Origin of the sequence: Kribbella sp. NPDC051718 (assembly GCF_040681515.1) — a bacterium.
Classification (GTDB): Bacteria; Actinomycetota; Actinomycetes; order Propionibacteriales; family Kribbellaceae; genus Kribbella.
This window is the reverse complement of the sequence record NZ_JBFAYZ010000007.1, coordinates 311613-335289: the sequence shown is the minus strand read 5'-3', so window position 1 is coordinate 335289 and position 23677 is coordinate 311613. Positions and strand designations below refer to the sequence as shown.

Below are 23677 nucleotides of genomic sequence, written 5' to 3'. Positions count from 1 at the left end.
CACTCAGGGTAGCTGATCTAACCCTCTGTGAGCACTATCACGCCGCACTAATAGTTGCCTTAGGCATCATTTAGCTAGGTGGCCAGTGCGCGGAGCTGAGCTTCACGGACCGCCGAGGTCTGCCCTTGGACCAACGCGAAGAGGGCCGAGCGTGCATGAAGTTGCGCGGTGTCGTCCGCAGACAGACCTCGTCCCGCCCGGGAGATCAGAAGTGCGCGAGTGAGGACGCCAAGAGCATCGCCGATGGCGACCTTCAAGGCGAGCCTCTCGTCAACCCGCTGTGGCGCATCGGGCCCCGCCGCGGTGACCGCATCGGTCAATGAGTAGGCCTGCCGGCGGATCAGGTCGACACGAGGTGCCCAGACCTCGGCCACCTTGTGGGCGTCCGGATGAGGGCTGGCGCGTAGTTCGTCGAGAACGGTTGCTGCCAGGCCGAAATGATGTGCGCGGGCGTCTGCTGCCCCGGCGACGTCGGCTGCTCGCCAGCTGTCGAGATCCTGTACTGCGATGACGTGGCTGTCCGGTACTTCGACGCCGGTCAGCTGGACACGTTCGGTCCGGCTGCCGGCTGCGGCGCTGAGCCGGAGCGGAGTACCGACGACGCCGTCGCCGATCGGGATGAGCGCGTGGACGACCCGCGGTCGCTCGGGTTCGCTGTCGTCGACACCGGCAACGCCGATCCACCGGTTGAGGCCCCAGCCGCTGACCCACGAGATGGTGCCCTCGAAGACCCAGCAGTCACCGGTACGCCGAGCTGCGACGTACCGGTCGGGAAAGCGTCGTACATCGCTCAACGCGACTCCGAGCAGCACCTCGCCGCGAAGCAGACGATCGGCGAGTGCAGTGTCGAAGGCAGACCCTGGCTCCTCGACTGCCTGCCGGATACGCCCGACCTGCGGGGCGTGCTGGGCCCAGACCAGCCACGTGTTGTAGCAGCCCCCGGCGAGCAGTTCGTGCAGGCGACGGTCGGCGGTGCGATCGAGGTCGGCACCGCCGTACTCCGCCGGCGCGAGATGGTTCAGGGCGCCCAGGTCGGCGAGGTCGCGAATTGTCTGCTCAGTGACACCGGTCCGATCGGTCTCCAGCGCGCGGGGACGGAGTACGTCGCCGGCGTAGACCTCGATCCGCGCGAGTAGAGGGTCGAGCTCCCCAGTCATCGTGTCCTCCTCCTCGCGCGCGTGGTGCGTCAGGTCCGTGAGAGTTGCGTCCCGGCGCTGCCGGCTACTACAGCGGTGGCGTCGTCCAGGGAGCCGATCGCTGCTCTGCCAGCGGTTTCTGCGACGAATTGGCGGGCAGCGGCCACCTTCGGACCCATCGAACCGGCCGGGAAGGTGTGGTCGTCCAGCTCAGCCAGGGTGATGTCGTGCAGGGGACGCTCGGACGAGGTTCCGTAGTCGAGGTAGACGGCCGGTACGTCGGTGAGCATGACCAGCCGATCGGCGTTGAGCTGTGTCGCCACCAAAGCAGCCACATAGTCCTTGTCGACGACAGCCTCGACGCCGCTCAGACCGTCAGGTCCCTCTGTCACCGGTACTCCGCCTCCGCCTGCGAGGATGACCGTCGTCTGACTTCGGATGAGCAGTTCGGCAGTGTCGAGCTCGACGATGCGCTGGGGCTTGGGGGAGGGCACGACTCGTCGCCAGCTGTTGCCGTCGCGGCGGATCGTCCAGTTGTTCCGCTTGGCGAGCTGGTGGGCCTTGTCCTCGGCGTACCCGCTGCCGATGAACTTGCTCGGATGATCGAACCCGGCGTCGTCAGCGGCGACGACGGTCTGGGTGATCAGCGTGACGACGGGACGAGCGAGGCCGGCGTTGCTGAGCGCCTGCTGGAGCCAGTAGCCGATCATGCCTTGCGTCTCGGCGACCAGGTCGCCGAGCGGGTACGAACGCGAGAGGCTGGTGTCCGCGGTGCTTTCGAGGGCGAGCAGTCCGACCTGCGGACCGTTGCCGTGGACAAGTACCAGCTCATGTTCGGCGGCGATCTTGGCGAGCGCGGGGGCCGCCGCGACGAGGTGCGCGAGCTGGACGGCGGCATCGGGCTTCTCGCCCCGACGCAGCAGGGCGTTGCCGCCGAGTGCGATGACTATGCGCATGGTTCAGCTTCGCATGCCGGGCATCAGTCGAGGATCCATTGCAGGGTGTCGCTCGGGGCGGGTTCGTACGAACTCCACTCGTCACAGCTCACCGTGGCTGGGTGAGGTCTTCCATGATCGCGAAGGCGTCGGGTTTGCCGAAGGTGCAGAGCTTGCTGGGGGTGGTGATGAGACCGCCGCCGACTGCCAGGTGGTCGCCTTCGTGGGCGACGACGGTGCCGTTGGGGGCGAGGATCTCGAGCTTGCCGTTCGCGGCGTAGCGGGCGGTGTAGCCGGCCGGCCAGATGAGGGCCGTCCGGTCCTTCAGGCTCGCCCGCGAGTCCGCCGGAATGAGGTACGGGCAACCTTCGGGGGTGACTCGCAGCACGCCGGACTGCAAAGCTTGGTCTTCGAAGTCGCCCGGCTTCCAGGATGAGGTCGGGATGGTGACCGGCCTGCTGGACGGCGGGTTGCTCACCACCTCGCTGTTGCCGTGGTCGGACGCGTTGACTGCGACGACGACCGCGGCAGCAGCCACGGCCGCGGCGGCGACGGCGGAGGCCAGCCACGCCCGCCGACGGCGTACCGGCCGTACTGCCCTGAGGCCGAGGTCGTGAATGACCATTGCCCGGTCGCCCGCCTCGGCCAGCGTCGCGCGAAGCTCCTGCTCGAGCTCTGTCTGGTTCATGGGTGGTGCCCTTCAGCCGGGTCGTGCGCTGCTCTGAGAGAGGCGAGTGCTTTGCTGACACTCGCCCGGGCGGTCGAGTCCTTGATCCCGAGCACGGCCGCGATCGCGGCGTAGTCGAGGTCCTCGTAGTACCGCAGGATGACCACGGTCCGTTCCCGCGCCGGCAGCTTTGCCAGCAGCTGCCACATCGCGTCGTGCTCGACCAGTGCCAGCGACGGGTCGGGTTCGGTTCGGCCGAGGTCGTCCAGTTCCGAGGGGGTTTCGTGGGAGGAGCTGCGGCGGGTACTAGACAGGTGCGCGTTGACCAGGATGCGACGGACATAGGCGTGCGGATCGTCCATGGCCCGGACGCGGCGCCAGTGGCGGTAGGCGTTCATCAGGGCGGTTTGCGCCAGGTCTTCGGCGCGGTGGTGGTCGGACGACAGGACGAGACCCAGCCGCACCAACTGCTGGCCGCGGGCTGCGACGTACTCGTCGAACTCCACTCTTCGTCCCCCTGGGTTTCTCAGGTCTTTCCCTTCCAAACGCTACGGGCGGCTGAAACGCTGCTTCGGCGTATGCAGGGAGTCCGTACGCCGCTATCGTCGCCCGGGTGCTGAACGTGCTGGCCGGGTTGGGCTCGGCGAGTTGGTCGGGTGAGGAAGCGGTGCGGTACGAGGTCGCACTGGAGGGCGCGGGTCAGGTGATCGGGTGGTACACCGAACTGATCGCGCGCGAGGAAGCAGCCGGTACGCCGGACCGCGCGGCGATCGCTGGCTGGCGGGAGGCTCAACAGAGCTGGGCTGTCCGGCGGCGGGAGCTGTCGCCACTGGACATGGTCGAGGTTGCCGCTATCCACTCCGACGGTGAGGATCTGCTCGCCGAACCTGACGATGAGCAGCCGGAGCCTGAGTTGGTGTTGCGGGGTCTGCTGGATGCGGGCGAGAGTGAGCGGATCTTCCGGGAGCGGATCGTGCCGGACGAGCTGACCGGTACGCCGCAGGCTCAGCCGATCGTCGTGATCGTGGTCGGCGAGCCCGGGGACGGCAAGGCGTCGATCACTGCGCTCGCGCGGGACGTCCTCGAGCGTCGCGGCCGGCCGGTGGTGATCAGCACGGATCTGTATGCGCCGCACCATCCCGACTTCCACCAATCGATGGAGGGTGCCGACGCCCGTCGCTGGACGACCAACGCCAGGCAGTACGTCAGCTCTCGCCGCTTCGACGTCGTACTGGAGGCGCCGAGCGACTTCGAGCAGGCGGCTCGCGAGTTCAAAGCGGCCGGGTATCAGGTCGAGGTCGCGATCGTCGCCGTGGCCGATGCGGTCAGCCGATTCGGCGTACAGGACCGTCACCTCCGCGCGTTGGAGGCCTACGGCTATGGCCGCCTGGCTGGTTCTGATCAACCCGTACTCCGAGCAGCCGAAGCCCTCGATCGAGCGCAACTCGCCGACGTGGCCGCCGTACTGCGTCCGAACGGCGAACTCCTCTATGCCAACCAGCGAGGAGCCGACGGCCGCTGGCTCCGGCAACCGGCCAGCGCAGCAGCGATCACCGCCGAACGTACGCGCCCCTGGACGGTCCTGGAGTCCCGTCTCTTCCTCGAGGCGGTCGCAACGTTCGAGCACCGCGGCCGATCCGCACCCGTCCCGGAGATCCGGCAACAGACAGTCGAGGCCGCCAGAGCAGTCACTGCCCTGGCGCGACCTCTCCTGCACCCGGACGCGGTCACGCTACAGATCGCCACCGCCGGGATTGCGACTCCTTAAACCCCGTGCTCGTTGCCCTGCCGGCGCTGGCGGCCCGAGAAGTCCTTGACCACGCGACCCCTGGGATCGACGACCTTGTCGCCGACCAGGCCGCCACCAGAACCTGCGGCCTTCTTGGCCTTGCGGCCGGACTGCCAGCCACCCTGCTCCGGATCCTGCGCCTTCTGCTTACCCTTACCCCACGCCATGACGGCATCCCTTCGGCGGTAGTGACGGTGGATGCTATTGCCGCCGGGCGGAGCCGGACAAGACCTCGTTCGCCCGGAGGCGACATGTGCAGATCGGCGAGATGGGCGCATACTGGAGACCTGATGGAGCCTTCCCGCGCGACGACGCGTCGTCACCTGTCCACGAGTCCCTTCAAGCCCCGGGTGCCCGCCCCGATCAAGACCTTCGAAGAAGGTGACCGGGTGTCTCACGACAAAGAGGGCATGGGCACGATCAGTGCCGTCGAGGGCACCCACGCGGTGGTGGTCGACCTGGGCGGCGGCAAGCTGCTCCGGGTCCTCTCCCCGTTCGACAAACTACACACGCTCTGACCTCGGCGCCGGGGCCCCGGCACACGCCCTACTTAGGTGAGGCATGCCTAATGCCATGCGCATTCTGGGGGCCCCGAGGCCTGATCCGTCCGGCCGCCCTGCTCCTTGGTATGTCGGCTACAACCTCTTCTACGGTGTCAAGTAGTCCGGTCATCTGAGGAGGCGGCGCTTTGAAGGTCTTTTTGTCGACTGACATGGAGGGGACGGCGGGGGTTGTCGACTGGAGTCAGTGCCGGGGGCCGGGGGTGGAGTACGAGTACTACCGGGGGCAGTTGCAGGGTGAGGTGAATGCTGCGATCGATGGGGCGATGGCGGCTGGGGCGACGGAGTTTCTGGTCAATGACTCGCACTCGACGATGCAGAATCTTCGGCCGGACGAGTTGCACGGCCGGGCGAGCTATCTGTCCGGGCGGCACAAGCCGCTGTACATGATGCAAGGGCTCGATGCATCGTTCGATGCGGTGTTCTTCATTTCGTACCACGGGTCGGCGGGAGCTACGTCGTCGGTGCTTCATCACACGTACAACCCGCGGGCGATCGCCGAGGTGCGGCTGAACGGTGAGATCACCGGCGAGGCCGGGATCAATGCGTTGGTGGCATTGGCGCACGGGGTTCCGGTGGTGCTCATCTCGGGTGATCGCGTGACGATCGACGAAGCAGAGGCGTTCTGTCCGGGGATCGAGTCGGTGGTCGTCAAGGAGTCGGTGTCGCACAATGCGGCGCTGTCCGTGCATCCCGAGGTGGCGCGTGAGTTGATCCGAGACGGTGCGCATCGTGCGTTGGATCGACTGGCCGACTTCGGTTTGCCGAGTGTCACGCAGCCGGCCGAGTTGACCGTTCGGTTCCACAACCAGGCGTTCGCGGAGTTGGTGTGTGCGCTGCGGAACGTCGAGCGTCGGGGTGAGCAGGTTGTTGCCATTAGCAATGATGATCCGCTGGAGGTCTACCGGAGCTTCATCGCCTTGGTGTCGTTGACCAGAGGGATCCCGGACTAACGGTACGGGTCCTGGTCTATTTCGGTCCGTACTACGGGAAGCGCCGCGCGGAGCTCGGGGAGGCCGACTGAGCCGAGTGCGAGCCGGAGGGCGTGCGGCACCGTCGGGGTCGTGGCGAACGGCTCGGCGGTGGAGACCGCGATGCGCTGATCCGCGAGGGCCGCCGCGATCCGGTCCGGGCGGGCGTCCTGGGGGAGGGGGAGCCAGACGAAGTACGAGGACGGGTGACGTACCAGAGGCAAGCCGGCCAGTACGTCGGTCGCGATGGACTGGCGGAGGCGGGCGTCGGCGCGCTTCTGCGTCTCGAGGCGCTCGACGGTACCGTCGGTCAGCCAGCGAGTGGCGATCGCCGCCGTGATGGCGGGCGTGTGCCACGTGGTTGCCCGGATGACGCGCTCGAGCACCGGTACCAGCCCCGCGGGCGCGACGACGAAGCCGATCCGCAACCCCGGCGCGATGCTCTTCGACAGCCCCGACACGTAGACGGTGAGGTCGGGCGCGAGCGTCGCCAGCGGTGGCGGTGCGTCCTCGGCGAGGTAGGCATAGGACGCGTCCTCGATGATCGTGACGTCATGCCGCGAGGCGATGGAAACCAGCTGAGCGCGCTGGGAGTCGTCGAGCACCCAGCCGAGCGGGTTGTGCATGGTCGGCATCGCATAGACAGCCCGGACTCGCCGTCGCCGGCACAGCTGGTCGAGTGCATCGAGGTCAGGCCCGGCCCCGGTCACCGGCAAGGGCACCAACTCGACCCCCAAGGAGCGTGCGAGCACGACGAACCCGGGATAGGTCAGCGCATCGACCGCGACCACATCGCCGGGCTGGAAGAGTGCCATCGCCGCCACCGTCAGACCGTGCTGAGCGCCGCTGACGATCAGGACCCGCTCGCGGCCGACGTCGAGTCCCCGCCGCCGCAGATGCTGCGCAACCGCAGCTCGATCCTGTACTCGCCCGCGATGCGGCTGATAGCGAAGCAGCGCTTCGAGATCGCCCGCGGCGGCGAGATCCCGCAAGGCCCGGCGCAGCAGCTCGGCCTGCCCGGGCATGGCGGGGTAGTTGAAGCTCAGGTCGATGGCGTCGACAGCGACCTCCCGCTGATCCACGTCGTCGCCGGTGGCGGCCGCGAGATCGCGGACGAACGTACCTCGGCCCTGCTCGGAGCTGACCAGCCCCATCGCCTCCAGTTCGGCGTACACCCGGGAAGCCGTCACCACCGCGATGCCCGCGTCGGCCGCCAGCCGCCGATGAGTGGGCAGCCGATGCCCAGCCGGCCACCGCCCTTCGCGGATCTGCGCCGCCAGCGCGTCGACGACGCCCTTGTACTTCGGGACTCTCACCCCCGCATTGTATGCAGGACAATTTCTGGATCGTCATGGGTCGAGGTCCCTAGCGTCGGCCTCATGCACATCGCCATCCTGACCTTCGACGGCTACAACGAACTCGACTCGCTGATCGCCCTGGGCATCCTCAACCGGGTCCGCGAACCCGGCTGGCGAGTGTCGATCGCCGGTCCGACACCGCGGCTGCGCTCGATGAACGGCGTCACCATCGACGCCATGATCGACCTCGACGAGGCCTGTACCGCCGACGCCGTCATCGTCGGCAGCGGCACCAAGACCCGCGAGGTCGTCGAGAACCCCGCCATCACGAGCACCCTGAGCCGCCTCGACCCGACCCGCCAACTCCTGGCAGCCCAGTGCTCCGGCGCCCTGGTCCTGGCCAAACTCGGCCACCTGACCGACATACCGGCCTGTACCGACCTCACCACCAAGCCCTGGGTCATCGCCGCCGGCGTCGAGATCCTCAACCAACCGTTCTTCGCCCGCGGCAACCTGGCCACCGCCGGCGGCTGTCTCGCATCGACCTACCTCGCCACCTGGACCATCGCCCGCCTCCACACCCTCGAAGCCGCCAAGGAAGCCATCCACTACGTCGCCCCCGTCGGCGAAAAGGACGAATACGTCACCCGAGCCCTGACCAACGTGACGCCTTATCTCGCGATGGATCAGTTAGGCGTGCTGTAGTAGTACAGCCAGTAGAGCGCGTTCCGGTCGTCGGTGCCGGGGAAGTTGTACGCCGGGAAGTATGTGTTCATGATCGACGCCGTCAGGTTCGTGGAGCTGTTGAACAGCGAGAGTCCGAGAATGTGCCCGATGGCCCTGGAGACGTTGTTGTTGCGGTGCTGGACGGTGTCGGCGCAGTATGCCGGACGACTGGTCGAAACGTTCATCGCAACGGTCGCAGTCTTGTAGTAGTTGAACAGGTCGACGGTCCAGGCGTAATGCGCACAGAGGCCGTCATTGGTGCCGTACGTTCCATACGTCAGGATCTGTTCCGGCCGCCAGCCCGGTGAGGCAGCACACGAGGTCGGAGTGCCAGTGCTCGGCCCATGGTTGAAGAAGGTGACTGTCGATGAGCCGGACTCGAAGCCGGCCTGCGCGGCCAGGTAGTCCCAGTACGTGCCGACATTGTTCTGGAAGCAGATGTTCCGGTAGTTGAAGTGGGTGTAGCCGTCGTTCATCCAGTAGCACTTGTCGTCGGGGTACCACGTGCACGAAGCCGCTAGCTTGGACGCCTTGGCCTTGGCCGCCGTACTGAGCGGCACGACGCTACCGTCGGGCTTGAGGCCGTACGACATCACGACCGGGGCTGGCGGATCGGCCGCCTGCGCCGGTGCTGCCGAGAGCAGTCCAGGCAGGGCCAGGATGGCGACGAGTGCCACTGCGATCAAACGCTTCATGTTGCTCCTCTGGTCGATGCGACTGAGGATCCTCGAACACCAGGCACTGCGCCAGGGTGTTGCCCTTGGGGTGATGCGCGGACTGTCGACCGATTCTTGAGGCAGAAGCAGCACAACGAGGATTGGAAGACTGATGACCACCATTCGCTTTACCGCGATCACCACCTCGACGCCCGAGCAGTTCGTTGCCGGGCTGACGGACTTTGGGCCGGGGCGCTCGAAGTTGTTCGAGAACAGTCATGATGACTCGCTCCAGGTGCATGAGGTCGGGCCGGACTACGCCGACGTCACCGAGGGGTCGGGCGAGGTTTGGGAACGGCTGCGGTACGACTGGTCCGACCCGAACCGGATCGTCCTCACCACCACCGACTCCAGCGTCTGGGGCGGGGACTCGGGCTACGTCTACACGCTCAAGCAGCGGTCGGATGGCGCTACCGAGATCAGCGCGGTGATCGTTCGGGACGGTAAGAACCTCAAGGGCCACCTGCTCGCCGGCGTGTTTGCCTTCTTCGGCAAGCAGGTCCTGGGCAAGGCCTTCGCCAACACCCTCCGGGCGATCGAGGCGCGTAATGTTCCGGCCGGATCGGATCGCGGACAAAGTGCAGTGCGGTAGTGCACATCGGCGAGAATCGACGGTATGACCACAGCTGCGGAAGAGTCCTACCGGTTGCGTTACGGCGCTGGGTTCGGCGTACCGGGGGAGTGGAGTGAGGTTCTCGAGCAGCAACTGGCGCATCGGTCGGTGCGGGGATACCGGCCGGATGCCGTCTCCGACGAGACGCTGGCGGCGCTGATCGCAGCGGCGCAGTCAGCGCCGACGTCGGGGAACCTCCAGCTGTGGAGTGTGGTCGCGGTTCGGGACGACGAGCGCCGGGCGCGGCTCGCGCACCTGGCCGGGGATCAGCAGTTCGTCGTCGACGCGCCGTTGCTGCTGGTCTGGCTGGCGGATCTGGCCCGGGCCCGCCAGGTGACCACCGAGATCGGCTCGGCCACCGCGGAAGGCGCGGACTTCGTCGAGGCCGCGCTGCTGTCGTTCATCGACGTCGCTCTGGCGGCGCAGAACGCGTCGCTGGCCGCGGAGTCGCTCGGTCTGGGCACGGTGTTCGTCGGCGCGATCCGCAACCGGCCCCTCGAGGTCGCCGAGGAGCTGGGTCTGCCGCCGAACGTCTTCCCGGTCTTCGGTCTCACGGTAGGTCATCCGGACGAGCGCGCCGAGACGGCCGTCAAACCGCGACTCCCGCAGCAGGCGGTTCTGCACCACGAGCAGTACGCCCTGGAGCCGCAACTCGCTCACGTCGAGGCGTACGAAGAGCTTCTCAATGCCTTCTACGCGACCGCCGGCCTCCCGAGCAGCTGGGTGAAGCGAGTGGCGCACCGCTTCGGCAGCGTGGCCGGTCTCAAGGGCCGCGAACACCTCCGCACCGCGCTGGAGACCCAGGGTTTTGCGCTCCGCTGACCTGCCGATCCAGCCAGGGGTCAACAACTGTTCACCTGCGGGGGTAGTGACGTCACCGGAAGTTGGTGACAACGTGGTCAGGTAGTCCGTCACATTGTTCCGCCGCCACGGAGTCCGCTTGATGAAGAAGACGTCCCCTGCTGTCCGCGCCCGGGGAATCGAGAAGTATTTCGGTGAGGTCGTCGCCCTCGATGGCATCGAACTGGAGGTCGAGCGGGGCCAGATCCACGGATTGGTCGGGCCGAACGGAGCGGGCAAGACCACGCTGCTCGGCCTGTTGCTGGGCCTGGCGGTCGCCGACAAGGGAAGCCTCCAGATCCTCGGTACGCCGGTAGGCCGGGCGCTCGCCGCACCCGACGGCGTCACCGGCTTCGTCGACGGCCCCGGCCTATACCCCTCACTGACCGCCCGGAAGAATCTCGCCGCGCTGGCCGAGCTGCAGGGCCGTAACGCACGCACTGCCGGCATCGACGAGGCGCTCGCCGACGTCGGGCTGACCGACGTCGCGGACGACCGGGTCCGCGGCTTCTCGCTCGGTATGCGTCAGCGCCTCGGACTGGCCGCGGCACTGCTCAGCAAGCCGCGCCTGCTGGTGCTCGACGAGCCGTCCAACGGTCTCGACCCGGCCGGCAAGCGGCACGTGCACGGAGTACTGACCCGGCTTGCCTCCGAAGGCACCGCGGTCGTCATGTCGAGCCATCGGATGGACGATCTCGAGACGCTGTGCTCCGAGGTCACCATCCTGTCGACCGGCCGCGTCGTCTTCTCCGGGCCGCTCAGCAAGCTGGCGGCCGAGAACGGCGAGCTCGAGTACCGGCTGCTCACGTCCGACCCGGAAGCCGCTCGGAAGGTGGCAGGCGAGACGGCCGGGATCCATACCGCCGACGCGGCCGGGGGAGTGTCTCAGGCGTGGTTCGTGGTGCGGGCGGAGGTACCGGCTCTGGACGGGCTGGTCGTCCGGCTCGTCCAGGCGGGGATCGCGATCCGCGAACTCGCTCCGGTGGTGTCACCCCTTGAAGCCGCCTTCCTCGCCCTGACCGACCAGGCCGCTACCGACCAGCAGGAGAACTGATGACCGCGACCGTCACCGACGTCGCCGCAGAGCCAACGGCCGCACCGGCCGCGCCGACCGCAGGCCGGGTCTCCGTGGCTCGCGGCTATCGCTTCGAGCTGGTCAAGCTGGTCTCGCAGTGGCGCGTGCGCTTGCTGGTGATCGCCTGCTGGATCGCCCCCGCGGTTTTCGTCGCCGCGGTGAGCCAGCAGGGCTCACTCCCGGTCGACACCCTGTTCGGCCGCTGGATGCACGCGACCGCCTGGGCGGGTCCGCTCGTGACGCTCGGCTTCGCCGGTACCTGGGCCCTGCCCCTGTTGACCTCGATGATCGCCGGCGACGTGTTCGCCTCAGAGGACCGGCTCGGCACCTGGCGGCATCTGCTCGTCGCGGTCCGGTCGCCCCGGCGGATCTTCGTCAGCAAGGCACTCGCCAGCCTCACCGTCATCCTGATCCTGGTGGCCGGACTGGTCATCGGCAGCTCGGCCGGTGGACTCGTTGCGGTCGGCAACCAACCGCTGATCGGGCTCGACGGGCACCTGCTGTCGTCCTCGGACGCGGCCGGCAAGGTCCTGCTCGCCTGGGCCTGTGTGCTCGCCCCGACCCTGGCGCTGGCCGCCATCGGGTTGCTCGGGTCGATCGCGCTCGGCCGCTCGCCGATGGGCTTGCTGGTACCGGCGATCGTCGCGCTGGTGATGCAGCTGGCGCAGATGCTGCCGATCCCGGTGGCCTTCCGGCTCGCCTTGCCCGGGTACGCGTTCATCTCCTGGAACGGTCTGTTCACCAGCCCCACCCAGGTCGGCCCACTGCTGATCGGCATCATCGTCAGCCTGGTCTGGGCCGTGGTCGCGACTGTCCTGGCCTACCTGCTGTTCCTGCGCCGCGACTTCACCAACCTCACCGATGACGGTTCGGCACGCCGCGGGATGTGGCTCGGAGCCCTGCCCTTGGTGGCCCTGCTCGCAGTCACCACCGGCGTGATCGCGCCGGCGACGGGCGCGACCGGTTCCGGCATCACCCAGGACAAGGTGCAGCAGTCGGTCGCGACCGCCTTCGCGCACCTGTACCGCATCCAGGCCAAGCAGCTGAATCGCGCCGACGTCACCGAGCAGCAGCTGAACACGTCCGCGGCCTGCACCAAGGGCGGCGGCCAGCTCGACGCCGAAGGTCCGGGCAATGACTGGCGCTGCGTGGTGACCTGGCATCTGCCCGGCATCGAGGCCGCCGGCTCGGCCATCTACCAGCTCGACCTCACCCCGAACGGGCGCTACGTCGCTGACGGCGACGGACCGAAGGAAGTCAACGGCTACTTCCTGGTGCAGACGCCGGCCGGCGACCAGCCGAACCCACTCTGGCAGTTCGACGCCAATGTCGAACTGCTTTCCACCCGCTAGAAGGGAAGCTCCATGCAAGTAACCCGCCGAAGGCGCGAGCAGCGAGGCCCCGGCCTCGCCGCTCGGCAAGTCGGCCGACGGATCTCACGGGTGACAGCGGGTACCACCGCTGTCGCCGTCGTGGCCGCCGGTACCGGCGTCGCCGTCGCCAAGACGGACATGTTCGGAACGGATCAGGTAGGCCAGGTCACCGAGGAGGGTCAGGTCGTCTCCAGCGACCAGTACATCAACCCGATCGGCGACCGGCTCGTCATCAACAACGGCAAGATCATGTCGTCCGTGGTCAGCCCCGACGGCAAGCACGTCGCGGCCTCGATCACCGATGGCGGGATGGCGCTGGCCATCGTCGACCTGTCGACGTGGAAGGTGCAGCAGCTGATCGGCAACAATGCCGCGGCGAACCTGCGCATCCCCGGCAACGACATCGGCCAGGAAGGCCCGACGTACTCGCCCGACGGTTCCCAGCTGTGGCTGGGGCAGACCGACGGGTACCGCAAGTTCACGGTGAACCCGGACGGCAGCCTCGCCAACCCGACGTTCGTCGCGATCCCGGCGGACGGCGCGAAGCACGCGCTGGTCGCGGAGCCGGTGTTCTCGGCTGACGGATCGACCGTCTACTCCGCGGTCAACGGCCAGAACCGCGTGGTCGCCATCGACGCGGCGACCGGAGCCATCCGGCAGAGCTGGGCGGTCGGCAACGCGCCGCGCGACATGGTCAAGGTCGGCGACAAGCTGTACGTCAGCAACGAGGGCGGCCGTCCGGCGGGGCCCGGCGAACCGACGATCAACTCGTACGGCACTCAGGTACTGGCGTCGCAGGTGACGGCAGCCACCCTCAGCGGCACGGTCAGCGTCATCAATCTCAACGCGCCGGGCGCGCCACCAGCGAGCATCGACGTGGGTTTGCACCCGACCGCGCTGTACGCCAAGGACGGCGCACTCTTCGTCACCAACACCGCGACCAACGATGTCTCGGTCATCGACACGGCCAAGGACAAGGTCGTGCAGACCATCGCCACGCAGCCGTGGCCGGAGGCGTCGGTGGGCTACGAGCCTGACGCGGTGACGCTGACCAACGACGGGCACCTGCTGGTGACACTGGGCCGCGCCAACGCGGTCGCCGTCTACAAGTACACGTCCGCGCAGGAGCCGGTCAGCTACATCGGCCTGCTTCCGACGGACTACTTCCCCGCGGAGATCACGACCGTCGGCGACCAGGTACTGGTCTCCAACACCCGCGGTATCGACGCCCGCCGCCCGACGACGGCTGCCGGCCACGGCACCCACGACACGACGTCGAGCCTGCAGCGGTTCAAGCTGCCGGGTGATCGCGAGATCCGCAACGGCACCGACGCGGTCTTCGAGCAGAACGCCTGGACGAAGAGCTCGGTCCGGGTCGGCGAGGGCAACAAGAAGCCGGTACCGGTCCCGAACCGGCTCGGTGAACCGTCGACGATCAAGCACGTCTTCCTGATCGTCAAGGAGAACCGCACGTACGACCAGGTCTACGGCGACATCCCGGAAGGCAACGGTGACCCCGCGCTCGCGCAGTACGGCGAGAACGTGACGCCGAACCAGCACGCGCTGGCCAAGCAGTTCGGGCTGTACGACAACACCTACGACATCGGCACGAACTCCGCCGAGGGCCACAACTGGCTGATGCAGGCCGACAACCCGGAGTACACCGAGTCCTCAGCCGGTGAGTACCTGCGCAGCTACGACACCGAGGACGACGCTCTCGGGCACCAGCGGACCGGGTTCATCTGGACCGGTGCGCAGGCGGCCGGCAAGACCGTGCGCGACTTCGGTGAGTTCCAGCAGTTCCTCACCAAGCCGGCCGGCGCGACCTGGCAGAACCTGTACTGCGACACGAAGAACATGGCGTCGACCGGCGCGAGCACGGCGTACCCGCTGAACTCGTCGTCGCCGATCCCGTCGCTGAACGACGTGTCGGTGCCCGGATTCCCGAAGTTCGACACCGCGGTGCCGGACATCTACCGCAACGAGATCTGGAAGAAGGACTTCGAGCAGAACGGTCCGGCCAACCTGAACATGTTCTGGCTGTCCAGCGACCACACCGGTGGCCCGCCGAACGGTGCCGCTCAGGTAGCGGACAACGACCTCGCGGTCGGCAAGATGGTCGACACCATCTCGCACAGCAAGTACTGGAAGGACTCGGCCGTCTTCGTGGTCGAGGACGACTCCCAGGCCGGTATGGACCACGTCGACGGTCACCGGGCGCCGATCCAGATCATCAGCCCGTACGCCCAGCACGGCGTCGTCGACAACCGGTACTACACGCAGATCACGATGATCCGGACGATCGAGCAGATCCTCGGCATCCACCCGATGAACCAGAAGGACAGCGCGGCGAGCCCGATGACGGCGGCCTTCACCACGACGCCCGACTTCACCCCGTTCACCTACCTGCCCAACCGCACCTCGTTGACCGCGGGCCTGTCCGCGGCCAACCTGCCGAAGTGTGGCGCAGACGTTCCCGCGGCGCAGAACCCGGCAGCGGCCCCTGCTCCCAAGGCGACCGTCCCTGCCGACAAGCAGGAACTGGCGGCCAAGTGGGACACCTGGAAGTCGCAGCAGCGTCTCACCGGCCCGGATGCCCGAGCCGACTTCGCCAACCCGGCCCAGATGAACCACTTCGACTGGTACCAGGCGCACGAATGGTCCAAGCCGTACCCCGGCGAAGACCAGCTCTACGCCCCGCAGGACGTACCAGGCGCAGCCATCCCGGCAGCGGAGAACGACGGCTGACCTGAGCCGAGCACCAACGAAGGCCCCCGTCCGGCAGCCCGCCGGACGGGGGCCTTCCGTCGTGGCGAGCAGGCCCGGTGACAAACAGATGACGCCGCCGTCATCTGCGGTCCGGGTGTTGCTCCCTCCGCCACGCTGGCGAGCGACAGACGTGAGTCGGGAGGACTCGCGCGTGTCGACAGGTGGGGGAGGGGCTGTGACAGGACAACGGACATCCGCGCCCAGATGGTTGCGAGCGCTGGTGGGGCTGAGCATGATCGCCGCGCTGGTCTCGGTAGGGCAGGCGTCGGGAGGTGCGTCGCCCGCGGCGGCCGCCGGGCCCGGCAACCTGACCTTGCACGTCGAGAGCGCGCGCTCGGTCAACTCAGGACCGGGATTCGTGCACGAGGGCGATCCGGTGCCGCACTACAAGTGGCTGATCAACGTCGACGACACCGGCAATCCGGGCACCCGGGCGAACCAGCTGACCGACCAATGCCTGCCGAGTACGGCGACGGGCGGGTCGACTGATCCGGACTACGCCGACAGCTGCCCGTGGCCGTCGACCAGGAATACGTCCGGCTTCGCGCCGATCGTTGCCCAGGGCACTGAGGCGGACCTGGACGACGACACCGCGCTCGGCAACCTGCCGGCCGGGAAGTACCTGATCTCGGTCACCGCCGACGGGTTCAAGATCGACGGGCAGCACTTCACCGTCGGTTCCGGCGCCACCACGCACGCGGTGGTCCGGATGAATCCGACCCCACTGCCGCTGACCACCCTGCGGATACAGGTGTTCAACGACAGTGTCCCCGTCGACGGCACCTACGAAGTCGACGCGGAGCAGGGCCTGGCCGGATTCACGGCCACCCTCAGCGACGTCCTCGGCCTGGTCAGCACGGACTACTACGGCAACACGCTGTGCACCGTCTACCAGCACGCGAACGCCAACGGCAGTGGGCCGATGCTCTTCGACGACAACAACAAGCCGATCGTGGACACCGCCCGGACGACCGGCAAGTGCGTCAGCGACGCCACCGGTCAGATCGTCATCCCGAACATGGGCCCCAACCGCTACGCGTCGACTGTCACGCCGCCCCCGCCGACTCCCGGCCAGACCTCCCAGTGGGTGCAGACGACGACGCTCGAAGGCGGTCACGACCACGACATCTGGCAGCAGGAGGGCGAGACCGGCTACGACACCGAGCAGGTGCGCGGCCGCGAACTCGTGCCGTCCGTCCAGTTCGGTTTCGTCCGTACCCGGGCCATCACCCCACCGGCCGGCACGCCGCCGACCGGTGAGATCAAGGGTGTAGCCATCGCCGGCCTGCCCTACATCGGCGGTCAGAACGGCCAGGTCGTTCCCGAGACCGGGTTCGCCGGCGCCAAGTCGGACGGCCCGATCCCGAACCCGTGGGTGGCTTTGTCGGATCTCGACGCGGGCGACGCCGCTGTGTACGTCGGTCGCGGCGCGGCCAACGGCAGCTTCGACATCAAGAACGTGCCCGACGGTACGTACCAACTGACCCTGTGGGACGACGATCAGGACTACATCCTGTGGAGCTTCAACGTCGAGGTCCACAACGGTGACGTCACCGACGTCGGCAACAAGATGCTGGTCGGCTGGTTCAGTCACGTCCACGGCAGCGTCTTCGTCGATGCCAACGGCAACGGCAAGCGTGACACGGGTGAGCGGGCCGTGCCCGGCTTCGGCCTGACCGTCCGCGAGCGCGACAACTCGCTGATGGACCAGGCGATGAACACGGCGACCACCGATGTCAACGGCAACTACGACATCAAGGAGACCTACCCGCTCGGCAAGTGGCTGATCCTGGAAGGCTTCAACACTCGCTACAAGACCACCGGCATCACCTACAAGGGCGCCAACGAGACCAAGGCCACCACCCAGCTGGGCAGCCTGGTGGACATCAACTTCCTGCCGATCATCGGCCTGCGTGGCCAGATCGACTGGGGCGTCCAGCCGTACGATCCAGGCACCAACGGCGGCATCGTCGGAACGGTCACTTACGACACCACCCGCAACGAGCTGGACCCGGCGAAGGCCGCGACCGAGCCGTACCAGCCGGGCATTCCGGACATCCCGGTACGGCTGTACCTGCCGAAGGCCTGTACCGCGACCACGCCGGCTGAGCTCTGCCGGCAGGGGTACGAGACTGAGCCCAAGCAGGTCTCCGATGGCAACGGTGGGCTGCAGGACAACCCGAAGTACGGGGCGTTCGTGAAGGGGCCGGAGGTCCAGGACTCCTACACCTCGGAGAAGTGGGCGCCGCCGCGAGGCTGCACCGCCCGGATGTACAACGGGCAGCCGCTGACCGACCAGCAGGCGTTGCCGGCCTTCGGGGCGGCCGCGAACAGGATGTGCGTCGAGGCGCCGATGATGGGCCTGGCGGTCGGGGCGAGCGACGCTCCCGGTGGAAGCCAGACGGTGAACGGGAACTACGGGTTCGCCACGTCGAAGATCAACCTCTATCCGCCGACCGACACCGTGCACAACCCTGACGGTCTCGAGCTCTACGCACCGCTGCCGGCCGGTCAGGAACAGGATCTGCCGGCCCGCGACTACATCGTCTCGGTCGACATCCCGAGCGATCCGGTCGACGGCAAGCCGATGTACAAGTCGACCGCCGAGGAAGACGTGAACGTCTTCGACGGTGACACCTACCTGCCGCAGGAGAACTACCCGCCGGCCACTCCGGCTGTGGCGAACGACCCGGCTGGTCCGCCGGATCCGACCCCGGTACCTCCGGACCAGCCGCCGTCGCAGCAGGCGGGCATCATCTCGCCCTGTGCCGGACCGCTGCACACGGTCAACGTGACGAACGAGGCGTTCAACGCCGGTGGCGGCAGCCCGTTCGAGGGCTACGAAAGGCCGTCCTGCGACGACAAGCTCGTGGGTCTGCGGGCGAACCAGGCCGTCGCGCCGAACTTCAGCCTGTTCACCGAGGTCCCGATCCCGACGCACTTCTGGGGACTGACGCTGAACGACCTCGGGCTGACGCTCGACAAGCGCAGCGTGAACTACGGCGAGGCGCAGGGCCTGCCCTTCGTCCCGGTCGGTCTCTACGACTGGTCCGGTCGCCTGATGGACACCGTGCACACCGACTTCAACGGCCTGTACGAGGCGCTGGAGCCGTCGACGGGTACCTACAACTGCCCGCTGCCGGCCGGTCCGTGCCCGAACATGTACCGGTTCGTCGGCAACGACCCAGGTCAGCCGGGCGCGCTCAACCCGGACTACAACTCGAGGTTCCGGACGATCGCGACCAACTTCCAGGCCTGGCCGGGCCTCTACACGGTGACCGACGAAGCGCCCACCCAGGTGGCGGCGACCGTGCTCGGACCCGACACCACGACGGTGAATCCGACGATGTGCGATCTCGGCGCCACTGTGCCGCAGTTGCTGGCGGTCAGCCGGCCCTACATCAGGCGAGGAGACCCGAACCGGTCGATCACCATCAGCGGTCTCGGCTTCGGCGCAGCGGGCGCACCGGACCGGGTGACGCTGAACGGAACGACGATGGCGGTCACCAACTGGACCGACAAGAGCATCACCTTCACTGTGCCGAACGGGTTCGCCCTCGGCACGGCCGAGCTGGCGATCACCGGTCACAGCGGGCTCAAGAGCGTCAACGGCCTGACCCTGCAGGTGCTGGCGGCCAACGTCCCCGCGCTGGCGGGCATGCTCCCGAGCGTCCCGTTGATCGCGGAGGTCGGACCGACCAAGACCTACAAGACGGTCCAGGCGGCGCTCGAGGCAGCCAGGCCGACGAGGCTCAGGCCGTACTGGCTGGTCGTGGTCTGGCCGAACGCGCAGACCAGTGCCAACCCGCGCGGTGAGTACAACGAGAACGTCATCGTCCATCACCAGGTCCGCATCCAAGGTGTCGGCCCGGGCGGCTTCGACGCGGACAACACCTGGGTACCCGGCTCGATCCTGGACGGCTCCGGCTTCAACCTGGACAACCCGAACGGAACGGCCTGGATCAACCTGCTGAGCAGCCTGAGGTATTCGGGCAACCCAGCCGTCCCTGATTCGGCAGTGGTCACCGTGCTGGACGACCCAGCCCTTGCCGGCGCGACCCCGAGTAGCTGGCCGGTCACCCTGGACGGCCTGAGCATCACCGGTGGCGCACAGGCGGACATCCCAGGCAACGTGAACGTCCTCACCGGCGCGATCAAGACGCCGTACGGCGCGGCCGGCGCACTCGTCACCCAAGGCGGTGGGGTGTACGCCCACGCGAACGTCCGCAATCTGCAGGTGACAGACAATGTCATCCACGGCAACGGCGGTTCGTACGGTGGAGCGGTCAGGATCGGTACCCCGTATGTCGGGGACAACCTGAACTACAGCCCGGTGATCAGCCGCAACCAGATCCGGGACAACGGCGGGACCAACCTGGCCGGCGGAATCGGACTGTTCACCGGAAGCGACGGTTATCAGGTCGACGCCAACGCGATCTGCGGGAACTTCTCCGCGGAGTACGGCGGCGCGCTGACCGCCTACGGCTACATGGCCAACCCGGGTGGCGCTACCGGTGGAACCATCACCGGCAACCGGATCTGGTTCAACGCCTCGTACGACGAGGGCGGCGGCGTGATGATCGCCGGCGAACTGCCGGCCACCCCGACGGCGCTGTCGCCGGGCACCGGGCCGGTCACCATCGAGGGCAACACGATCCAGGCCAACCTGGCCAACGACGACGGTGGCGGGATCCGGTTGCTGCAGACGAGCGGATCGCACATCTCCCGCTCCGATCCGCAAACCATCCTGATCGCCGACAACACCATCGCTGACAACGTGTCCGCCCATGAGGGTGGCGGCCTGGCACTGGACGACTCGGCCTTCGTCAACATCGTCGACAACACGGTGACGAAGAACCTGACCACCGCCACTGCGGTGACCAGCAACGGCGATCCGGCGCCCGCCGGACTGTCCACCGCCGCGAACAGCGATCCGTTGCAGGCAAGGCTGCGCAACACCTCGCTGTTCCCGGGCTCGCAGACACTGGCGAACACCACCTTCAGCAAGCCGACGCTCCTGAACGACGTGTTCTGGGACAACCGGGCCGGCAACTTCAGCGGCGGCTGGGTCTACGGCATCGGCGGCAAGCTGCCGGACGGCACGGACAACAGCGTGAACTCGTGGGACATGGGCGCTGCCGATGTGCCCGGGGCTTTGCTCACGCCGACCCACTCGGTGCTACAGGACGAGACCGGCTCCGCTCCAGACGCGACGAACTCGCTGGTGGACCCAGGCTTCGTGTCGCCGTACGAGGTCAGCGTCAACATCCTCGCGGTCCGGTCGTACCCGGCCTTCCGTGAGGCGGCCATCGTGGCGCAACTGCTGCCGCCGAACCTGATGGGCGACTTCCATCTGGCCACTGCGACACCAACCTCGTCCGCCCGTGGGCTGGGAGCCGCGAGCACGGTGGTCCGGTGGGGTACCCCGACGTCGGGGTTCAGCTACACGGTCAGCGCGCACAGCCCGGACATCGACGGTCAGCCTCGCCCGACCGTCACCGGGGTCTTCCCCTTCGTACAACGCCGGTACGACGCCGGCTCGGACCAGATGACGCCCTGAAGCCGTGCGGCCCGCCTTCGACCCCCCAAGGCGGGCCGCACATTCCACAGCGCACATCGACCAGCAACGGGAGATCCCAATGACTGATAAATCTCTGCCGCGCGGACTGTCGCGGCGTTCGTTCCTCACCAGCGCAGGCGTCGTCGGGGGCGCGGTCCTCGGCGGTGGTCTGCTCAGCTCGAGCCAGGTGCTGGCGGCGCCGAACCGCGCCACCGTCGCCCATCCGACGAAGCAGGTCCACCTGGCCGGTACCGACGGCTGGGTGGCGATGCCGGGCGATGCGCCGCCCGACCCGCCGTTCTTCCCCGACCCGCTCGCACCCAGCCCGTTCAACACTTACGTCTTCGGCTTCCGCGACGTGACCGGGATGAGCTCCAACCTGGTCGCCGCCCAGCGGGGCAAGGCGCAGGTGAGCGCGCCGATGATGGCGTTCGACGAGGACGACGACGTCTACCTGACGCTGACCAACCTGGGCCTGGCCACCCGGCCCGACCTGTTCGACGGACACACCCTGCACTGGCACGGCTTCGTCAACGCGATCCCGTTGTTCGACGGGGTGCCGGAGCTCTCGCTGGCGGTCCCGATCGGGCGCGACCTGACCTACTTCTACCGTCCGCACGACGCCGGCACCTACATGTACCACTGCCACTTCGAGGACGTGGAGCACGTCCAGATGGGGATGACCGGGATGGTGTTCGTCCGCCCGGCCCAGAATCGCACACCGCTGCATCCCGGTGAGCGGTACGCGTACAACGACGGCGACGGCTCGACGGCGTACGACCGGGAGTTCGCGTTCATGCTGACCGAGCTCTGGTCGGCCGCGCACTACCGCGACGCGCACATCCAGGTGAACGACTGGACCGACTACGACCCCAGCTTCTGGCTGCTGAACGGACGGGCCTACCCGGACACCATCGCCGCCAACGGCGATCCGCTCAGCACCGCGGCCGGCAAGTTGCAGTACCAGCCGATCTCCTCGCTGATCCGCTGCAACACCGGCGACCGGGTGCTGCTGCGGATGTCCAACCTGGGTTACCAGAACCACGCGATGACCGTCGACAACCTCGACCTGACGGTGATCGCGAAGGATGCCAGCCTGCTGAAGGGGCGCGACGGCACCACCAACTACCTGACCACCAACATGATCGAGATCGGGCCCGGCGAGAGCCGCGACGCGTTGTTCGTCGCACCCGGGCCCGGCGAGTACCTGCTGTACGACCGCAAGTACTCCTACCTCGAGAACGGCGGCGGGGCCGGCTACGGCGGCATGATGACCAAGATCGTCGTCGGCCCACCCGGTACCTATCCCGCGCAGACCGCGGCGAACGCGTGATGGGGGCGATGATCCGATGAAGCGACTCTCGATCCAGCGGCTGCTCTCGCTGGCCGCGGCGGCGGTCCTGGTGATCACCCCGGCCGTGGTCTGGACCCAGTCCTCGGCGGCGGCGATGTCGGAGGGCCTGCTCTGCGACACCGACCCGAACCAGACCTTCTCGCTGACCGCGAGCGACGGCTACGTCTCCACTCCGGACGGCAACTCGATCTACATGTGGAGCTACGGCAACAGCAAGCGCGGCTTCCAGTCGCCCGGTCCCACTCTGTGCGTGGAGTCGGGCCGGCCGGTCACCGTGGTCCTGCACAACAAGTTGCCGGAGGCAACTTCCATCGTATTCCCCGGCCAGCAGTCGGTGAAGGCGAACGGCAATCCGGCCCAGCCACAGTTCGACTCCGGCGGGTCGCTGACCTCGCTGGTCCAGTCCGCGGCCGCTACCGACGGATCCGTCACCTACACCTTCACGGCGGGAAGCCCCGGTACCTACCTGTACGTCACCGGCACCGATGTCGGCAAACAACAGCAGATGGGATTGTACGGCGCATTGGTGGTCCGGCCCGCCGGGCACGCGAACCAGGTCAACGACCGCGCCGACTCCGCCTTCGCGAACGGCAAGGAGTACGTCTACCTGCTCTCCGAGATCGACCCGGACGTGCACCTGGCCGTCGAACGCAACCAGCCGATCGACCTGAACGGCTCCAAGTCGCGGTACTTCCTGATCAACGGCCGCAGCATGCCGGACACCCTGGCGCCGAACAACGCGCCCTGGCTGCCCGGCCAGCCGTACGGCGCCCTCGTGCACATCAAACCGTACGACGCCGCGACGAACCCGTTGCCGGCCACCATCCGCTACCTGAACGCGGGCAGCGTCAACTATCCGTTCCACCCGCACGGCAGCGACGAGCGCGTCGTCAACCGCGACGGGCACGCCCTGCAAGGGCCGGCCGGCCAGGACCTGTCGTACGAGAAGTACGACCTGGACGTCGGTCCCGGGCAGACGCTGGACGTGCTGATGGACTGGCGTGACGTCGAGCACTGGAACGCGACCACGAACCCGATCCCGACCCAGATCCCGGCGATCACCGACCAGTTGCTGGTCGGCCCGGACACCTGGTTCTCCGAGAGCGGCTACCTCGGCACCAAGAACGCGGTGCCGTCGAACCTGACGCAGAACAACGAATGTGGCGAGTACTACCACATCGCGCACAGCCACGCGCTGGAACAGGCGACCAACTACGGGGCAGCCTTCGGCGGCATGATGACGGTCTTCCGCATCGACCCGCCGGCCGGCTGCACGGGCCAGTGAGGACTCCGAC

The 23677-nt window shown here is 67.5% G+C and carries 19 protein-coding genes; 12 read left to right on the top strand and 7 right to left on the bottom strand.

The annotated features are described in order from the left end of the window. Positions 1 to 74: 74 nt before the first annotated feature. From AB0M15_RS26920 to AB0M15_RS26905, 4 genes are all read right to left on the bottom strand, one after another. A complete protein-coding gene (locus AB0M15_RS26920) occupies positions 75 to 1157 on the bottom strand; it encodes an acyl-CoA dehydrogenase family protein (RefSeq protein ID WP_363824217.1) in 1083 nt (360 codons plus the stop codon). Between the two features lie 29 nt (positions 1158 to 1186). After that, on the bottom strand, positions 1187 to 2092 hold the full coding sequence (locus AB0M15_RS26915; RefSeq protein WP_363824216.1) for a carbamate kinase: 906 nt from the start codon (positions 2090 to 2092) through the stop codon (positions 1187 to 1189). 88 nt (positions 2093 to 2180) lie between these two features. Further along, on the bottom strand, positions 2181 to 2759 hold the full coding sequence (locus tag AB0M15_RS26910) for a hypothetical protein (RefSeq protein WP_363824215.1): 579 nt from the start codon (positions 2757 to 2759) through the stop codon (positions 2181 to 2183). Next, positions 2756 to 3244 (bottom strand): SigE family RNA polymerase sigma factor, encoded by a 489-nt coding sequence (locus AB0M15_RS26905; protein WP_363824214.1) that lies wholly within the window; start codon positions 3242 to 3244, stop codon positions 2756 to 2758. The genes AB0M15_RS26910 and AB0M15_RS26905 overlap by 4 nt, the downstream gene beginning before the upstream one ends. Positions 3245 to 3351: 107 nt before the next feature. Between AB0M15_RS26905 and AB0M15_RS26900 the strand changes: the two genes are divergently transcribed. Next, entirely contained in the window at positions 3352 to 4506 is a 1155-nt protein-coding gene (locus AB0M15_RS26900) for a zeta toxin family protein (RefSeq protein ID WP_363824213.1), read from the top strand. On the opposite strand, the gene AB0M15_RS26895 is transcribed toward AB0M15_RS26900, so the two are convergent. Next, entirely contained in the window at positions 4503 to 4694 is a 192-nt protein-coding gene (locus tag AB0M15_RS26895; protein WP_343965354.1) for a hypothetical protein, read from the bottom strand. The genes AB0M15_RS26900 and AB0M15_RS26895 overlap by 4 nt on opposite strands. Positions 4695 to 4817: 123 nt before the next feature. On the opposite strand from AB0M15_RS26895, the gene AB0M15_RS26890 reads away from it, so the two are divergent. Then, the gene (locus AB0M15_RS26890) at positions 4818 to 5045 is read left to right on the top strand and encodes a hypothetical protein (RefSeq protein ID WP_328324740.1); all 228 of its coding nucleotides are present in this window, start codon (positions 4818 to 4820) and stop codon (positions 5043 to 5045) included. Between the two features lie 170 nt (positions 5046 to 5215). After that, positions 5216 to 6040, top strand: a complete 825-nt coding sequence (locus AB0M15_RS26885; protein ID WP_363824212.1) for a M55 family metallopeptidase — start codon at positions 5216 to 5218, stop codon at positions 6038 to 6040. Here the strand turns inward: AB0M15_RS26885 and AB0M15_RS26880 are convergent. After that, positions 6037 to 7374 carry a PLP-dependent aminotransferase family protein gene (locus tag AB0M15_RS26880; RefSeq protein ID WP_363824211.1) on the bottom strand — a complete coding sequence of 446 codons (1338 nt, stop codon included), beginning with the start codon at positions 7372 to 7374 and terminating at the stop codon, positions 6037 to 6039. The genes AB0M15_RS26885 and AB0M15_RS26880 overlap by 4 nt on opposite strands. Positions 7375 to 7437: 63 nt before the next feature. Here AB0M15_RS26880 and AB0M15_RS26875 point away from each other — a divergent pair, with 63 nt between their 5' ends. After that, positions 7438 to 8061, top strand: a complete 624-nt coding sequence (locus tag AB0M15_RS26875) for a DJ-1/PfpI family protein (RefSeq protein ID WP_363824210.1) — start codon at positions 7438 to 7440, stop codon at positions 8059 to 8061. On the opposite strand, the gene AB0M15_RS26870 is transcribed toward AB0M15_RS26875, so the two are convergent. Beyond that, on the bottom strand, positions 8043 to 8777 hold the full coding sequence (locus AB0M15_RS26870; protein WP_363824209.1) for a hypothetical protein: 735 nt from the start codon (positions 8775 to 8777) through the stop codon (positions 8043 to 8045). The genes AB0M15_RS26875 and AB0M15_RS26870 overlap by 19 nt on opposite strands. Positions 8778 to 8910: 133 nt before the next feature. On the opposite strand from AB0M15_RS26870, the gene AB0M15_RS26865 reads away from it, so the two are divergent. The 8 genes from AB0M15_RS26865 to AB0M15_RS26830 all read left to right on the top strand — a co-directional run bounded on the left by AB0M15_RS26865 (position 8911) and on the right by AB0M15_RS26830 (position 23667). Beyond that, positions 8911 to 9390 (top strand): hypothetical protein, encoded by a 480-nt coding sequence (locus tag AB0M15_RS26865; protein WP_363824208.1) that lies wholly within the window; start codon positions 8911 to 8913, stop codon positions 9388 to 9390. A gap of 24 nt (positions 9391 to 9414) precedes the next feature. Next, the gene (locus AB0M15_RS26860) at positions 9415 to 10233 is read left to right on the top strand and encodes an NADPH-dependent oxidoreductase (RefSeq protein WP_363824207.1); all 819 of its coding nucleotides are present in this window, start codon (positions 9415 to 9417) and stop codon (positions 10231 to 10233) included. A 121-nt stretch (positions 10234 to 10354) separates the two neighbouring features. Then, positions 10355 to 11305, top strand: a complete 951-nt coding sequence (locus tag AB0M15_RS26855; RefSeq protein WP_363824206.1) for an ABC transporter ATP-binding protein — start codon at positions 10355 to 10357, stop codon at positions 11303 to 11305. Continuing rightward, a complete protein-coding gene (locus AB0M15_RS26850; protein ID WP_363824205.1) occupies positions 11305 to 12678 on the top strand; it encodes an ABC transporter permease in 1374 nt (457 codons plus the stop codon). Before AB0M15_RS26855 ends, AB0M15_RS26850 begins: the two co-directional genes overlap by 1 nt. A 90-nt stretch (positions 12679 to 12768) precedes the next feature. Continuing rightward, positions 12769 to 15447, top strand: coding sequence for a phosphoesterase (locus AB0M15_RS26845; protein ID WP_363824204.1), 2679 nt, complete (start codon positions 12769 to 12771; stop codon positions 15445 to 15447). A 253-nt stretch (positions 15448 to 15700) separates the two neighbouring features. Continuing rightward, positions 15701 to 21028: a hypothetical protein gene (locus tag AB0M15_RS26840; RefSeq protein ID WP_363824203.1), complete on the top strand. Its 5328-nt coding sequence runs from the start codon at positions 15701 to 15703 to the stop codon at positions 21026 to 21028. Between the two features lie 79 nt (positions 21029 to 21107). Continuing rightward, positions 21108 to 22361, top strand: coding sequence for a multicopper oxidase domain-containing protein (locus AB0M15_RS26835; protein WP_363824202.1), 1254 nt, complete (start codon positions 21108 to 21110; stop codon positions 22359 to 22361). A 16-nt stretch (positions 22362 to 22377) separates the two neighbouring features. Continuing rightward, positions 22378 to 23667 carry a multicopper oxidase domain-containing protein gene (locus tag AB0M15_RS26830; protein ID WP_363824201.1) on the top strand — a complete coding sequence of 430 codons (1290 nt, stop codon included), beginning with the start codon at positions 22378 to 22380 and terminating at the stop codon, positions 23665 to 23667. The last annotated feature ends 10 nt before the right edge of the window (positions 23668 to 23677 follow it).

What these genes read in the sequence shown, in the direction of transcription:
- AB0M15_RS26895 (WP_343965354.1), bottom strand. Translation starts at nt 4,694, where the DNA reads ATGGCGTGGGGTAAGGGTAAGCAGAAGGCGCAGGATCCGGAGCAGGGT.
- AB0M15_RS26860 (WP_363824207.1), top strand. Translation starts at nt 9,415, where the DNA reads ATGACCACAGCTGCGGAAGAGTCCTACCGGTTGCGTTACGGCGCTGGG.
- AB0M15_RS26875 (WP_363824210.1), top strand. Translation starts at nt 7,438, where the DNA reads ATGCACATCGCCATCCTGACCTTCGACGGCTACAACGAACTCGACTCG.
- AB0M15_RS26850 (WP_363824205.1), top strand. Translation starts at nt 11,305, where the DNA reads ATGACCGCGACCGTCACCGACGTCGCCGCAGAGCCAACGGCCGCACCG.
- AB0M15_RS26910 (WP_363824215.1), bottom strand. Translation starts at nt 2,759, where the DNA reads ATGAACCAGACAGAGCTCGAGCAGGAGCTTCGCGCGACGCTGGCCGAG.
- AB0M15_RS26890 (WP_328324740.1), top strand. Translation starts at nt 4,818, where the DNA reads ATGGAGCCTTCCCGCGCGACGACGCGTCGTCACCTGTCCACGAGTCCC.
- AB0M15_RS26835 (WP_363824202.1), top strand. Translation starts at nt 21,108, where the DNA reads ATGACTGATAAATCTCTGCCGCGCGGACTGTCGCGGCGTTCGTTCCTC.
- AB0M15_RS26865 (WP_363824208.1), top strand. Translation starts at nt 8,911, where the DNA reads ATGACCACCATTCGCTTTACCGCGATCACCACCTCGACGCCCGAGCAG.
- AB0M15_RS26870 (WP_363824209.1), bottom strand. Translation starts at nt 8,777, where the DNA reads ATGAAGCGTTTGATCGCAGTGGCACTCGTCGCCATCCTGGCCCTGCCT.
- AB0M15_RS26830 (WP_363824201.1), top strand. Translation starts at nt 22,378, where the DNA reads ATGAAGCGACTCTCGATCCAGCGGCTGCTCTCGCTGGCCGCGGCGGCG.
- AB0M15_RS26915 (WP_363824216.1), bottom strand. Translation starts at nt 2,092, where the DNA reads ATGCGCATAGTCATCGCACTCGGCGGCAACGCCCTGCTGCGTCGGGGC.
- AB0M15_RS26855 (WP_363824206.1), top strand. Translation starts at nt 10,355, where the DNA reads ATGAAGAAGACGTCCCCTGCTGTCCGCGCCCGGGGAATCGAGAAGTAT.
- AB0M15_RS26840 (WP_363824203.1), top strand. Translation starts at nt 15,701, where the DNA reads ATGATCGCCGCGCTGGTCTCGGTAGGGCAGGCGTCGGGAGGTGCGTCG.
- AB0M15_RS26920 (WP_363824217.1), bottom strand. Translation starts at nt 1,157, where the DNA reads ATGACTGGGGAGCTCGACCCTCTACTCGCGCGGATCGAGGTCTACGCC.